Here is a 14561-nt window from a genome sequence, read left to right on the forward strand (position 1 = left end):
ATAATGAAATCTTCATTTTATATTACTATGGGGCTTATATCCGCTGGTTTTATAGGTGCTGCTCACTTGCAAGCAGCCGAATATCCCATTGGCAAACCCAAAATAATCAATGGAATGGAAATTGCTGCGGTTTATTTACAGCCGATTGAGATGGAACCTGCTGGAATGATGGGTGACCCAGGACTTGCAGATATTCATTTGGAAGCTGATATTCACGCAACTGCAGATAATAAAAATGGTTTTGCCGATGGGGAATGGATGCCTTATTTAGACATTCACTATACATTAAAAAAATTGGATAACGGACAAGAAATGACGGGCGAGATGATGCCAATGGTCGCCAGTGACGGCCCTCACTATGGTGATAACGTCAAACTAATGGGGCCAGGGCGGTATCTTTTGTCGCTGACCATTATGTCTCCCGCTGATAATCAACATGCCCATTTCGGCAGACATGTGGACCCAGAAACCGGTGTTGATCCTTGGTTTAAAACTTTTACCGTGGAGTATGATTTTGTATTCGCAGGTGTTGGTAAGAAGGGTGGATATTAGTTTTTATAAATGATCAAGAGGTCTAACATGTTACTGCAGAGACCAGGGTTGCCTGTTTTTAGCATTTTGGCTTTAGTGCTGATGATATATTGGCCTATAGGGGCTAAAGCACAAGATATGCCGGTGTTTAAAATTGAGTTTAATGATGGGAAAATCACTCCTTTGCTGCTGGAGGTACCTGCCAACCAGCCTTTTAAAATCGAACTTTTTAATACGGGAAAAACCCCGGTGGAGTTCGAAAGCTTGGAGCTGCGCAAAGAAAAAGTATTGGGCCCGCAGACACAATCTTTTATGGTTATTCGCAGATTGGCCCCCGGTGAATACAAGTTTTTTGATGATTTTCATTTGGATGCCCCGCATGCGGTCATCCGGGCAATCCTAAAATGATAGGGAGGTAAAGGCCTTGCTGGGACAATTTGGGCAGATAAGTTTTGTGGTTTGGCGTGAAAGTGTTGAAGCCTTATTGATCATCGGTATTTTAAATGCGTGGCTGACGCAACAGGGGGGGGATGTTGCGAAGCGCGGGCAATTTTTTTTAGGGATGGGGGCGATCGCGGGTTGCTTGGTTGCTATATTTTTTGCTTATATTATTCTAACTTTTAGCCAAGCATTGTCTGAAGAAACTTTTGAATATTTCCAGATTGGGATGGTATTTATTGCGGCTATCCTGATCTTGCAAATGGTTGTGTGGTTAAGGCGACATGGGCGGGGGTTAAAGAAAAATTTAGAAAAACATGCGAGCCGCTTTGCTGAACAAGCGCAATGGGGAGGAATATTTCTTTTAACAATGCTGGCGATTGTGCGTGAAGGCAGTGAGACAGTCATTTTTTTGTATGGCATTATCGCGTCTCATTCCGCCATTAATGTATGGGGGTTAATCACCGCTATTGTGATAGGTTTTGCCTGTGCTTTATTCACCTATTATTTAATTCAGCTGGGCCAACGGTATATCTCTTGGAAAACATTTTTTCGTATGACGGAACTGATGCTGTTATTCTTGGGGGCTTCCCTATTGATCAATGGCATTGATCATCTGTTTTCCTTGGGGATTATTGAAGACGGCGGCCCGATTTTGTGGGATAGTTCGGCGATCATTGATGATACAAGCGTGGTTGGCAATCTATTGGCAGGTCTTACGGGATATCGCGCCCGCCCGGATATTGTTTGGCTGATTAGCTATGGGTGTTACTGGCTGTTTGTCATGGTATTACTAAGGGTAACGAATAGATCGCAGCAGCCCAACCTATGAACAGTAAGATTAAGGCACATCCGGCAACATCATGGCTTAAAGTTTTGGGTGATTGGTTGTTGCGCCACCAGCGCACTATTAAAATCATCCAGTGGATGGTGGTGATATTTTATCTGGTTTTGATTATTGTACCAGCCATTCTTCCCTTGCCAGGGCGTTCGGCGCATATTTGGGATAATTTGACGGTTTTTGCCCAATTTATTTTCTGGGGCATATGGTGGCCTTTTGTCCTATTAAGTATGGTGCTTGTCGGGCGAACTTGGTGCGGCATTTTCTGTCCGGAGGGTACCTTAACCGAAGCCATCAGCCATAGGGGATTAGGGCGCGCTATCCCCAAATGGCTGAAATGGCCGGGCTGGCCTTTTGTAGCTTTTAGCTTGACGACAATTTATGGTCAAATGATCAGTGTTTACCAATATCCAAAAGCGGTATTGATAATCCTTGGGGGATCGACTTTAGCTGCCATGGTTATAGGTTTTTTATATGGTCGCCGCAAACGTGTTTGGTGTCGGTATTTATGTCCGGTTAACGGTGTTTTTAAATTGCTTGCAAAGGTGGCACCTGTCCATTACCGCGTTGATCAAGAAGCTTGGCTTGAGTCCCAAAATCGTGGTCATGAAGATACCCAATCTTCAACGCTTAATTGTGCGCCGATGGTGGTTATCAGGCAAATGCAAGGGGCATCCGATTGCCATATGTGCGGGCGTTGCCAGGGATTCCGCCAGGCCGTTGAATTATCCGTCAGGTCGCCCAACCATGAAATCCTTAACGTCGGGCAGCGACAAAACAGCCATTGGGATACAATTTTAATATTGTTCGGGTTAATGGGGATTGCCAGTGCTGCTTTTCAATGGAGCGGCAGTTCTTGGTATGTGGGGTTAAAACAATTGTTAGCAGAATGGCTGATTAATCAGGATATTTTGTTTCCTATCACCTTAACAGCACCATGGTGGATACTAACAAATTATCCGTTGCAAAATGATGTCATGACCTTATTGGATGGCATAGTATTGCTGGGCTATATTGGTATTTCAGCCCTATTAATTGGGTCTGTTTTGTTTTGCCAGCTGGTTATCACAAATTATTTTTTAGGGCCTTGGTCGTGGCGCCGGTTTCACCATTTAGTACAAGCGTTTATTCCTTTGGCGGGATGCGGTGTCTTCTTGGGGCTTTTTGGCTTGACGATCCAATTCTTAAAACGGGAAGGGATTGATATCGCTTATTTGCAAAATTTACGTATCTTATTGCTTATGGGGGCAGGGTTATGGTCGTTATATTTGGGGATTAAAATTATTCATCAATCAAGCCCAAATAAACGAAAGTATTTGGCTTATTCAGGATTAACAACTGCGGTTATGACATCGGCAGCGATATGGGTGTTATCGATTTGGCCTAAAACATTAATGCTTATTAATCTATTTTAATAAAAAATGATGATTGAGCAATTCTCTTGAATAAATAACTAACAATTGCCATTCAAGCATTAATGTGATAGTAAAATACCAAATTAAAGCTGGACAATCTGTTCACCTTATCAAATCTTATCCTGACATATCTTAGGAGTAGGTCTTTATGAAGAAAAGTAATACAAGCGTTTTATTCGGCACGTTATCCATCAGTATGTTGCTGGCCACGACAGCTTTAACCCAGCAACCTAGTATGGTTCCAGGACGTTTATATGGAGGTGATATGGCGGAATCGGCGATTGCCTCCACCCTTACCCAAGATAAAGGATATGTGATTGTTGGCCAGACCGGTTCCTTCGGCCGTCCTGAACAAGATGTGTGGGTGTTACGGTATGACCCCTCTGGATTACTGGCATGGACAACCGCTATCCCTGGTATTCAACGCGGGGTGGTTGCGAATGTTGTAACTATGCAAGATGGTGGTTTTTTGATTTCTGGCACGACCAATTCCGACCGTTCCAGTTTGGAAGAGGTGAATTATGGGGCCAATGCCAAGGCATTTTTAGTGAAGCTTGATGCCAACGGACGGTTTGTGTGGAAGGAAGAATATGGGGCGGCTTCGGGGCGAATGGTTGCTTATGCCGCCTATGAAGGAAAAGACGGACAGATTTTGCTGGCTGGCATGTCATCGACAACCAATAATAGCGATTGGAATGCAACCACTATTAAAACGGATGCTAAGGGAAAAGAAATCAGCCGGAAGATTCTAGAGGAAAAGGGTGATGCGGCTTTTGTTGCAGGGGTCAGTAACGGCAAAGACGGGTGGATTTTAAGCGGCTGGAAAAGTGCCGATACCAATGGAAGTTTTGATGTTTGGGTCAGCCAAGTGGATGCGTCTGGAAGTATTCAATGGCAAAAGAGTTTTGACTCGGGAAAAAGCGATTATGGCTTGGCCGTCCAATCCTTAGGTAATGGGGAATATTCTGTTCTGGCCCAGATGGAAAGAACGGATGCGGCAGGCAGTGGATATCCCGTTATTTTGCAATTGAAAGCCGATGGCACGGAAATCAGCCGTACCTCCATCAAGGAAAGCCACAAATCTCCTAATCAGTTTATCACCTTAGCCGATGGCAGTTTTGTGATAGCTGGCAGCCAAGTGAATACGGTCGATTCCACAACCGATGGGTGGGTGGGCCGTTATCAAAAGGATGGGAAACAAATCTGGTCACAAACTTTTGGTGGCAAGAAAAATGATGAATATAATACTATCGTCCCTTACGGGGATAGTGTTGTGGTTAGCGGTAGTTACCAAGAGGAATCCGGCAACAATGTTCAGGATCTTTGGGTTCTGCAATTGGATAAGGATGGGAAGGCTAATGGCTGGGAAACCAAACAATTATCGCCGACCGCCCAAAAAATATTGCAAGGTTTCGAGTTACAAAAATTTGCCAATCGGGATTTGCAAGAAATATTTCCGGGTGGAGCCTTACAACTGGCAGGCCAGATTGAGGTTCTTGAAAACAATCAAAATATTGATATCCGCTTGCCAGCGGTCAGCATTTTTCCCATACAAGGTACGGGCGGGATTGACGTCGGCACTTTGCGGATTTTGGCAACACCCAAAAATGACCAAGACATAGAAATCAAAGTCTCTTTACCCAACAACCTGTTATTGAGGGACAACCCTAAAACATTCTTATGGGGCACAATTGGCAAGCAAGATATTGGGGGCGTTTGGAACTCTTATCTTCACTTTATGACGCAATCACATGTATCCCTAGAAAACATTGAATTCGTCCAACCAGGCCTGGGTTCGGTTAAACTGGATAAAATTCTGGGGGATAGTTTTTATAAAAAAGGTTCAGACGGTTTGTGGTCTGGCGAGCAAAAATTCTCGATGGGACCGTTGACCGTAACTATTGCTGGGAAAGAACTGTTTAAGCTTGGTTCGATAATAGGTTCGGGCACGGACAAGGGAATGCCAGACAGTGCATTCCTGGCGGCACAGAAATTCCAATTGCTGTTGGAACAAATGAAAGAACCTACCAATCGTCAAGAATCGAGCCAAAATCTTGTAGAACTATTGAAATTATTAAGAGAAATTTTGCCGCCTTCTTATCAGGCCAATGCCCAAGTAAATGTCCATGATATTCGGTATCAGGACGTATTTTCTGGTATTGGCAATGATAAAGTTCAAATTGGTGATATTACCCTGAGTATCGATATGCCTGCCTCAGGTAATCAGGTCGGGAAAGACTTCAAAATCGCCCTGGCAATCCAAGACGCACTACTTCCCAATGATAAACCAAGCGGTCAGCCTGTCCAAATTGGCCGGTTATCGCTTTATCTAGGGGCGCAGGGTATCCGTTATGATCTGTTGTCGGAATTTATAACCCAGCATCTTCAAAACGGATCGTTAAGCGCAAAGGGATCAGAAGATTTTATCCAACTTTCTAAAATTCTTTCCGGTGTTTCATTCGGATTAAGCGGCGATAAAATTGCTGTTCAAAATGGGTTTGAAGATTTTTCGGCGGACCAATTTTCTTTTGATTTTCTGTTAAGTGATATTAATAAAGAATTGGCTGTCGCCAATCTTGCCTATCAGCATCAGAATCTGAAGGCGCCGAAAGCAGACATACCGGCCGAATTTTTTCCCTTTAATGTAGGGATTAAAGCTTCTCTCGAACGGCTGCCCCTGGTACGTTTTTTGGGAACCTATATATTTGACGCAGGGAATGCACCTGATCAAAATCCTGATCCCTATGCAGGTAGTGCAATTTCCTTGCTGCTTGCAGAATTGTCCCAAGCGGGTACTGTCTTGACTTTGAAAGATGGTTTAATGGAGATGGCGGTAAGTACTTACAGCTATAATGGCAAATTTAAAGCAGATAACCAAGCTTTGTTTGGGGTTACCGCAGAATTTGATTGGTTAGTTAAATCTTTTGATAACCTTGCCAAGAAATTGGTTGAGATTACCGGCAAGGAGGATGGCCCAAATGATGCCCAGCAGTTGCAAGCCTTCTTTGAATCTTTGCGTAATTTTGGCAAAAAAGGTGTGGGTGATGAATATCAATTCCATATCGTTGTCAGTCAAGATGGAAGGATTTTAATTAATGGTAAAAATTTCCCGCTTTTTGGAAATTAAACACCGTTCTTGAAACTAAAAAGGCTGCTGAAATCAAGTTCAGCAGCCTTTTTTATTCCCTGAAACTAAGAAAATATTTAGTATAAAAACTGCTCGTTTAAAATGCGTTCTTCTAACCCACGGTCAGGATCGAATAAAAGATCAATTCGTTGGGTGCGGTCTTCATAAATTTTTACCGAACGAACATTCCTGATTTCAACAGAATCAGCAACGGCACTGACGGGCCTCTTATCTTGTTCTAAAATATCCAGCTCGACAATAGCGGTATGTTTCAAAATTGCCCCCCGCCAACGCCTGGGACGGAACGCACTGATGGGGGTTAAAGCCAATACTGAGGAGCCAAGGGGTAAAATAGGCCCATGCGCGGATAGGTTATAAGCCGTGCTGCCAGCAGGGGTGGATAACAAAATTCCATCACAGCTTAATTCTGGCAAACGCGTGATGCTGTCAATTTTGATGGAAATCTTTGCGGCTTGCCGCGTTTGCCGAAGAAGGGAAACCTCATTGATGGCCAAAGCTTGCTGCTGCTTGCCGTTCATATCTGTTGTAAGCATTGACAAGGGGTGCAAACCAACCGGATGGGCTTGTTGTAACCGTTTTGGCAAATCAAGGATTTTATGGGTGTTCATTAAAAAACCCACTGTCCCACAATTCATCCCAAAAAACGGGATACCTAAAGACATATATTGATGCATGGTCTCAAGCATAAAACCGTCCCCCCCTAACACCACGATTAAGGACGATTTTTTAACTTCAGGCTCTAGCCAAGACATGTATTTTGCTTGGATTTGTTGATATGTTTTGCGGGCTTCTTCACTCTGAGCCGCCACTACGCTAAATTTTGTCAATGACATGTCAGCAACAATACTTCCTAAACATGCGGATTATTCTTAAAGCCTATCTCAAAAAAATGAAAATAAAAACAGAAATAAGATTAGTTGGGTGCTTGCAAATTTTAATCACATAGAATACTAATACGAATCATTGTAGCATATTAGAAAGCAAAAATAAGATCGAGAAAGTAATTGATGCTTGATATAAGCAATGTTAGAAATTGATCTTGATATGTATAAAGGTTCCTCTAATGCATAACCCCAATGAAATTCATGTTCAGACCTCTGCTTCTTCTTTGCAACCATCAAATGCTAACTTACATTGGGCGCAAGTTAAGTGGTTCAGCCCTTCCAAAGGATTTGGATTTATTAGCGTAAACGCGGGTGGAGAAGACATTTTTTTACATATTTCATCTCTTTTGGAAAAAGGCATCAGAAATGTGCTGCCGGGAACGATGATTGAGTGCCAAATTGAGGATGGCCCCAAAGGCCAGCAAGTGACTAGGGTCGTTTCTGTTGATGATAGTACTGCTGAGAAGAGTTTGACGCCCAATAAAGATTTTATGGCGCTTAATCGGCCGCAGACAGATTTATCAAAGGCGATCGAAATTCAAGGGAAGGTAAAATGGTATAATACCTTTAAGGGGTTCGGGTTCGTTTTACCGGAAGATGGTGGAAAAGATATATTTGTCCATGCGTCAGTCTTAGCTGAGGCCGGGGTTGCCAATCTTAATCCGGAACAACAATTGCGGATGCAGGTTATTTCCTCTGATAAAGGCCGTGAAGCGGTATCGATTAGTTTGTAGATAAAGATTTATTTTTATAATGAAGGGCGCTTTTATATGTCCACAAAATTGACCGGCTCTGAAATGGGATATTCTGACAATACCAGTCGTTTTAGTAATAGCCAAGCGATGGGTACAACTAGTAAAACCGGCGCACCAGCAATGGCCTCGGTCATCAGGAAAGATATACGTGTTGTCGGGGATGTTATTTGTTCGGGTGATGTGCAGTTGGATGGCATTGTAGAAGGGAATTTACAAAGTCGTGGAGCAACCATTTCAGAGGGGGCGCATGTTCAGGGGTCTGTTTCGGCGGAGAATGTTCGTATTTTAGGCTCCGTCACTGGGCAGGTGCGCGGTAACAATGTGATGTTAGCCAAGACGGCAAAAGTTATTGGGGACATTTTGCATCAGTCTTTAGCTATCGAACCAGGCGCTTTTTTAGATGGCCAATGTCGTCCTATTAACGGAACCACTAATACGGTTGATGTAAAACCAGTTAATTTGCGCGACAAGCCCGTAAATACACAACAACCCTTAATTCCTGGCCAGATTGGTGCAGCATCAACCCCAAACTCCCCGATAATGGGCGGTGTTAGCCATAAATCCGGGCGCAATAATTAAAATAGTTAACTGGAATTTGCAAGGGGGGTGTGTCCAATGGTTACCCTTGCGCGCGCCCATTAAAGCAATGGTCGCTTATAGCTCAGAAATATCCCTTACATATTTAAGGCTTTGATCAAGATTTGAGAATCGATATTGCCGCCGCTTAAAATAATTAAAACTTGTTGGCCAAAGAATAAATTAGCATGTTTCATTAAAGCTGCCAATCCCACAACACCACCTGGTTCAACCACCACATTCATATCTATGCAAGCAAATTTAACGGCTTTCAGCACATCTTCATCGCTGACTGTTAGGCTTTTAACCGACAGTTTCCGAATAAGAGTTAACGGGATATCGCCAACCGTGGGGGTTAAAATAGCATCGCAAATGGATGGGGTTGTCATCGCGTTTTTCTGTTTTTCCCCTGAATTTAACGTGCGTTCTAAGTCATTATAATTTTCAGGTTCAACGGCATATATTTGACTTTGTGGAAATATATGGGCAGCCGCAGCCGCACATCCAGCCACCAATCCACCACCACCACAGGGTATTAAGATTGCTTGCGGATTAACACCCCCTCCGATAGCAGATAATTGGTTAAAAACTTCCGGGATAATGGTTCCTTGGCCAGCAATGACGTCAGGATCATTAAAAGGGGGGATAATTGCTCCACCTACTTTCCCAGATATTTCCTTAACAATGGCTTCGCGATCTTCTTGATAACGGTTATAAAAAACAATTTCGGCTTTTTGTTTTTTAACTTTGTTTATTTTTTCTAAAGGGGCATCTTCCGGCATTATCAAGATAACTTCTTTTCCCGTGATCCTGCCGATGGTCGCGACGGCAATGGCATGATTGCCGGATGAGCCTGCAACCAATTTCTTGGTTTCAGGGAAAGCCTGCATGGTTTTTAATATTTTATGGGTAGCGCCGCGAAATTTAAAAGACCCCCCAATTTGAAGGTTTTCTGCTTTTAAATACACTTTGCCTTGAATTAAGTTATGAAGCGTTGGGTGGAATAATAAAGGGGTAACCCAAAGTTGAGATTTAATTTTTTGGTAACATTCAATGATGTCTAGGGCAGTTACGGTCATTCAAATTGTCCTAAAAATTTCCTTAAGGCAACTTTACATTCAGGCTCATTCAAGAAGGGTGTATGTCCAACACCGGCTACTGTCACCGGCGTGAAAGAAGCCAATTCTTGACCCATTTTTTTAAAGGTCTCAGGGGATAAAACATCAGATAGCTCTCCTCTGAAACCCAGAACTGGGCGTGGGGAAAGTTCACGGAAAAATTTCCATAAATCAATCGGATGGTTGCTTTCTTTTTGTAAAGCTAAAGCGATATTCGTATCCCAATTATAATGCAGCAGGCCGTCTTCCCTTAGTCTGTATGTCGACTTTACAAAATTATCTTGCTGTTCTTGAGGACGTTTGCCTAATAAGGGATATAGTTTCAACAACCATTGTAACGCTTCACGTTGGGATTTTTGAGGATTATCTAATCGTATATATTGAATGATACGTTCCAAGCCATTGTCAATAATAGCAGGCCCTATATCATTTAAAACCATTCCCAGAATTCTGTTGGGGATAAATTGGGTTAATCCCATTCCCAACAACCCCCCCATGGAAGTACCGATCACTATGAGTTTTTCTTGGGAAAATTGGCTAAGTAATTGAAGTAAATCCCTGATGTAAATTTCTGCCCGGTAATTTTGCCAGTTCTTATCATACTCAGAAAGCCCACGCCCTCTATAATCAACACAAACAATATTAAAGCTTTCTTTATATTGCCGTGAAAGTTCATGAAAATCCCCAGAATTACGGGTTAGTCCACTTAAACATAAAATCATAGGTCTTTTTTTAGGGTTGAGGGAAGAAGTATAGGAACGATAATATAATCGCAACCCATCGAACGAAACATAGTATTTTTCTTCAAAAGATGTCATCGCTTGATTATTTCCCATGCAAATAATTTTCTAATTCGATTGAAGCATTTTGTGGATTTAATCGATATCTATAAACCTCGGCTGCTTCTAAAACACGCTGCACATAATTTCTTGTTTCAGCAAACGGTATGTTTTCGATCCATAATATAGGGTCAACGCTGGGATCACGAGGATCGCCGAACTCATCGATCCAATTTTTTACATTGCCAGGGCCCGCATTATAGGAAGCTATTGCTAAAATATAAGAACGTTCCCACCTAGTTAGTAGACCAAGTAAATATTGCTTGCCCAGTTTAATGTTGTAATCAGGTTGGAACAATTTTGAACGTTTATACGCAACAGATAATTGTTTGGCAACCCCCTTCGCAGTGCCAGGTAACAACTGCATGACGCCATGAGCCCCCTTGTCACTGACAATCAGGGGGTTAAAACTGCTTTCTTGTCGAATTATAGCCAGAATAATTGCTGGTTCTTGACCTATAAATTGTTTAAAATCTACCGGATAAAGGTGGTTAAGAAATATAGCCCCTTGGCTATAGGCAATTCTCGCGGCACTTAATGCCAAATCCGGCCGCTTAATCTCAAGGGCTAACATAGCCAAAAGTTTTATTTGGGTTAAGTTTTGGTTGTTTTCAGACAACAAATAATAGAAAAAAGGATCCACGAGATCTGATTTATTGACAAGGCTTAACAATTTAATTAATTGAACCAGTCCCTGTTGAGAAAAAATTTCTTTTTCTTTTGGTACAATTTCTAAAGGCGTCTCTTTTAAACTAAGACGCGATAAACCCGGATTTACTTTGTAGACGGCTAGCTGGCCATAGAATGTTGTTTGATATTGGGAAGCCAGACGGTACCATTTTTCCGACTCTTGCGTGTTTTTTGCTGCCGCATAAGCACGACCATTCCAATAAGCTGCTCTGGCTTGGCTAATCGGAGATTTGGATTGGTTATATAATTTGGTAAAATGCTCTATCGCAATGCTGGGCTTTTCATTATACTCATAGGCTATCCAGCCTGACATCCATTCAGCTTCCGCAAATATAACACCCCGTTTTTCATCATGATTTCGGATGAGTTGGTAAGCCATTGCATAACTGTTCTTTTTTAAAAGGCCCCTGACAATCATTTGCGCTTCTTGCCATAACAAAGGATTGAAGTTGATTTTGATAGGGGATGATAAAATTACCTCGGCGGCTTTAAATTCATTTTCTTGTTGACGATACCACTTGGCTTGCAAATAGGTGACTATGGGGGTGTTTAATACAATTGCGGGTAATTTATTAACAAGGTTAGGAACCGATGATTGCTTATGCCTAACCGCATCATATAGGCTGATTAACAGTTGATAATAATGGGTAACAAAAGGCTTTAATTCATGAATTGCCAACGATTCCTTCGTCCAAAGCAGTTTTTCTAAACGGCGTTCATGGTCTTCGGAGCGAAGGAATCTTTGAAAATTTCTTAAATAGTTCTTTCGTTCATCCACACTGCCCAGGGTTGTTTGCCAGCCCTTGCGAACAACCTCTAAAAAGAATGGGGAAGGGGTTTTAGAAGATTTTTCTAATAAAGCTAAAGCATAAAGTTGATATGATTTTAAGTTATCCGGGGGAAAGTTTTTAAACCATTCCAAACGGGTTTCTAAAGCAAGCTTGGGAATAAGCTTATCTTCAACTTTTTTCGTAATAACCCCTTGGCTAGGCCAATTGGGATTTAATTGAAGAAAATTGGAGGCAATCGGGAAAGATATAGGCGCTTGCGAGTCGGTTAAAATATACCAATGAAAAAGATTTATTAATAAAGGAATGTCGGTTTTTTTTACGAGTTCTAAGGCTTCGTTAAATTTATGGGTTTCTAACAAAGAAAAAGCTTGAGCAATCAATTTTCGCTGGGCGCCATTAATTTCTTGGCTATAAAGCGGGGAGCTTGAAAAAGAAAAAATTGATAAAATAACTAAAATAGGCAAGGAAATTCTGGGTAATAGCCTGAGAATATTACATATCATGACATAATTGCCTAATATTTTTATTAATTTTATTCACCCACATATTGTCCGTCATAATAAATTAAAAAAGGTGACAATCATATTGTATTGGTTGTTAAATATATGAAATACGAAGCCTACAAAAAAACAATCGAAATTTTTTGATAAATAGCTTACTATGGAGTAGTGCGTCGTTATCATAATAGCGCACTATTAAACTAATATATTGTAAAATAAACATGTCCCAAAAAAAAACTGATGACAATCGTATCGTTACACAAAACCGTCGTGCCCGGTATGATTATTTTATTGAAGAAACTTTTAGTGCGGGTGTAGCCTTAGTTGGCAGTGAAGTTAAATCCTTGCGAGGTGGGCGCGCCAGCCTGGCTGATGCGTATGCGGATGAAAAAGACGGCGAGTTTTTTCTTTATAATTGCCATATACCTGAATATGCAGCCGCCAATCGTTTTAACCACATTCCGACGCGGCCACGGAAACTTTTAATCAAAAGAAAAGAAATTGACTACTTTATTGGCGCCGTACAACAAAAAGGAAAGACCCTTATACCTTTATCTATATATTTTAATGATAGGGGGTTTGCAAAAATTCAATTAGGTTTAGTAACCGGGAAAAAGAAAGTTGATAAAAGGGAGGATATTCAAAAACGTGATTGGCAGCGCCAAAAGGCTCGTTTATTAAGAGATAGGGGATAGATGATTTTGTAGATAAAATGGATTGTTTGAAATATTAAATAGGGTTCTTTAGCTAATTTTGATGTTGTTGATATGATCATAAATACTTCAATCATTATATTCATTCATACGGCTGAATATTAATCTAAGTTATTTATAAACAAGGATAAAGTATATTTTTATTCGTAGTAATATATATATTGCGATCGGATCAAATCTGCCAGAACCTTATGGCAGCCCCCTACAAAACTGCCAAAAATCCATTGAATTTTTAAATAAACACCATATTAAGGTTAGCAAAAATTCCCCTTGGTATCAAACAGTTGCTGAACCTGACCATACTATGGCACCTTATATTAATGGGGTGGTAGAGGTGGAGACAAATTTCCAACCCCAACAACTTTTAAATCAATTGTTAAAGATAGAAGAATTGTTTGGCAGGGTAAGAAAAAAAAGGAATGAATCCCGTTGTTTAGATTTAGATTTATTGGCTTATAATCAATTGGTTATAAAAGAATCTTCCCTTGAATTGCCGCATCCAAGAATTTCTGGCCGCATATTTGTTTTAAAGCCATGGAATGACATTAATCCTTTATGGACACACCCGATATCAGGTAAAACGATTCAGGAAATGTTAGAAGCTTATCAAAACAACGGATTGCTTTTAATTAAATAATTAAAAAACATAATTAAAATAGAAGGGGCTGGGATAGATGTTTAGGTTATCTGCCTAATCTTAATCCATTGGTTGAGTAGGTTCAACGGTATGGTTGGGGTTTGGATTATTGAAGCGCCATTCGCATTCTTGCAGGAAAAGATTGAAGTGTTGTTGAGGGATGCCATTGAACTTTCGCATGTGCCGCTTAGCTTAGTTCCAGAAGTTTTCCATACCATTAATATGATTGGTTTGGTCTGCGAACAATAAGCTGTGGTTGATGCGGAAATGTTTGAACTCCGATAGGTCCAGCACGTTGTAGGCAATAAAATCAACTTTGCTGAAAACATTGTTATTGTGACAGAAGAATTTGCCTTATTTTAACCATGAAAGAAGCCTTTGATGACACTATTCGAATAATGTTGTTGCTTTTTTACCTTAAGCTATTTTATAGAAAAGAAGGTTTGCCTTATTAAAGATGGTTGGTTAATGTAGAAAAACCCTGTGGAGGGGTGGCCGAGCGGCTGAAGGCGCACGCTTGGAAAGCGTGTATGTGTTAACTCATATCGCGGGTTCGAATCCCGCCCCCCCGCCAATTTCCTGTCTTAGACAATCCAAACAAATCCAAAATAATCAATAAAACATATGTTATAAGCTAGTTTATCGTCCGGCTTGATCTAATGCCGACCGTTGACATCCGGAACCC

The 14561-nt window shown here is 41.2% G+C and carries 13 protein-coding genes, 1 tRNA gene and 1 pseudogene; 10 read left to right on the forward strand and 5 right to left on the reverse strand.

The window, feature by feature from the left end:
- The first annotated feature begins 3 nt into the window (after window positions 1-3).
- The 5 genes from IPP67_00415 (at window position 4) to IPP67_00435 (ending at window position 6352) form a co-directional block, all read left to right on the forward strand.
- Complete coding sequence (locus tag IPP67_00415; protein ID MBL0337672.1) at window positions 4-552, forward strand: iron transporter; 549 nt, start codon at window positions 4-6, stop codon at window positions 550-552.
- Between the two features lie 9 nt (window positions 553-561).
- Window positions 562-939 (forward strand): cupredoxin domain-containing protein, encoded by a 378-nt coding sequence (locus IPP67_00420; protein ID MBL0337673.1) that lies wholly within the window; start codon window positions 562-564, stop codon window positions 937-939.
- A gap of 19 nt (window positions 940-958) precedes the next feature.
- Window positions 959-1801: an FTR1 family protein gene (locus tag IPP67_00425; GenBank protein MBL0337674.1), complete on the forward strand. Its 843-nt coding sequence runs from the start codon at window positions 959-961 to the stop codon at window positions 1799-1801.
- Window positions 1798-3225 carry a 4Fe-4S binding protein gene (locus tag IPP67_00430; GenBank protein ID MBL0337675.1) on the forward strand — a complete coding sequence of 476 codons (1428 nt, stop codon included), beginning with the start codon at window positions 1798-1800 and terminating at the stop codon, window positions 3223-3225. The genes IPP67_00425 and IPP67_00430 overlap by 4 nt, the downstream gene beginning before the upstream one ends.
- A 148-nt stretch (window positions 3226-3373) precedes the next feature.
- Complete coding sequence (locus IPP67_00435) at window positions 3374-6352, forward strand: hypothetical protein (GenBank protein ID MBL0337676.1); 2979 nt, start codon at window positions 3374-3376, stop codon at window positions 6350-6352.
- 77 nt (window positions 6353-6429) lie between these two features.
- Here IPP67_00435 and IPP67_00440 read toward each other — a convergent pair whose 3' ends face one another.
- Window positions 6430-7206 (reverse strand): NAD kinase, encoded by a 777-nt coding sequence (locus tag IPP67_00440; GenBank protein MBL0337677.1) that lies wholly within the window; start codon window positions 7204-7206, stop codon window positions 6430-6432.
- A gap of 230 nt (window positions 7207-7436) precedes the next feature.
- Between IPP67_00440 and IPP67_00445 the strand changes: the two genes are divergently transcribed.
- Together IPP67_00445 and IPP67_00450 are read left to right on the forward strand one after the other, a co-directional pair.
- On the forward strand, window positions 7437-7991 hold the full coding sequence (locus IPP67_00445) for a cold shock domain-containing protein (protein MBL0337678.1): 555 nt from the start codon (window positions 7437-7439) through the stop codon (window positions 7989-7991).
- Window positions 7992-8027: 36 nt separating this feature from the next.
- Window positions 8028-8591: a polymer-forming cytoskeletal protein gene (locus tag IPP67_00450; GenBank protein MBL0337679.1), complete on the forward strand. Its 564-nt coding sequence runs from the start codon at window positions 8028-8030 to the stop codon at window positions 8589-8591.
- Between the two features lie 95 nt (window positions 8592-8686).
- Here IPP67_00450 and IPP67_00455 read toward each other — a convergent pair whose 3' ends face one another.
- Genes IPP67_00455 through IPP67_00465 form a run of 3 tightly spaced genes read right to left on the reverse strand, consistent with a single transcriptional unit; the run spans window position 8687 to window position 12529 of the window.
- Window positions 8687-9667, reverse strand: a complete 981-nt coding sequence (locus IPP67_00455) for a threonine/serine dehydratase (GenBank protein ID MBL0337680.1) — start codon at window positions 9665-9667, stop codon at window positions 8687-8689.
- A complete protein-coding gene (locus IPP67_00460; GenBank protein MBL0337681.1) occupies window positions 9664-10524 on the reverse strand; it encodes an alpha/beta hydrolase in 861 nt (286 codons plus the stop codon). Before IPP67_00460 ends, IPP67_00455 begins: the two co-directional genes overlap by 4 nt.
- Window positions 10525-10531: 7 nt before the next feature.
- Window positions 10532-12529: a transglycosylase SLT domain-containing protein gene (locus IPP67_00465; GenBank protein MBL0337682.1), complete on the reverse strand. Its 1998-nt coding sequence runs from the start codon at window positions 12527-12529 to the stop codon at window positions 10532-10534.
- A gap of 218 nt (window positions 12530-12747) precedes the next feature.
- Between IPP67_00465 and smpB the strand changes: the two genes are divergently transcribed.
- Window positions 12748-13221, forward strand: a complete 474-nt coding sequence (gene smpB / locus IPP67_00470; GenBank protein MBL0337683.1) for an SsrA-binding protein SmpB — start codon at window positions 12748-12750, stop codon at window positions 13219-13221.
- 145 nt (window positions 13222-13366) lie between these two features.
- Window positions 13367-13876 (forward strand): 2-amino-4-hydroxy-6-hydroxymethyldihydropteridine diphosphokinase, encoded by a 510-nt coding sequence (gene folK, locus IPP67_00475; protein ID MBL0337684.1) that lies wholly within the window; start codon window positions 13367-13369, stop codon window positions 13874-13876.
- A gap of 60 nt (window positions 13877-13936) precedes the next feature.
- Here folK and IPP67_00480 read toward each other — a convergent pair.
- Window positions 13937-14185 (reverse strand): annotated as a pseudogene (locus tag IPP67_00480) (transposase).
- Between the two features lie 176 nt (window positions 14186-14361).
- Between IPP67_00480 and IPP67_00485 the strand changes: the two are divergent.
- Window positions 14362-14450 (forward strand) — tRNA-Ser (locus IPP67_00485).
- Window positions 14451-14561: the final 111 nt, after the last annotated feature.

The sequence above is a fragment of the Rhodospirillaceae bacterium genome (genome assembly GCA_016722635.1).
In the GTDB taxonomy this organism is placed as follows: Bacteria; Pseudomonadota; Alphaproteobacteria; order JAEUKQ01; family JAEUKQ01; genus JAEUKQ01.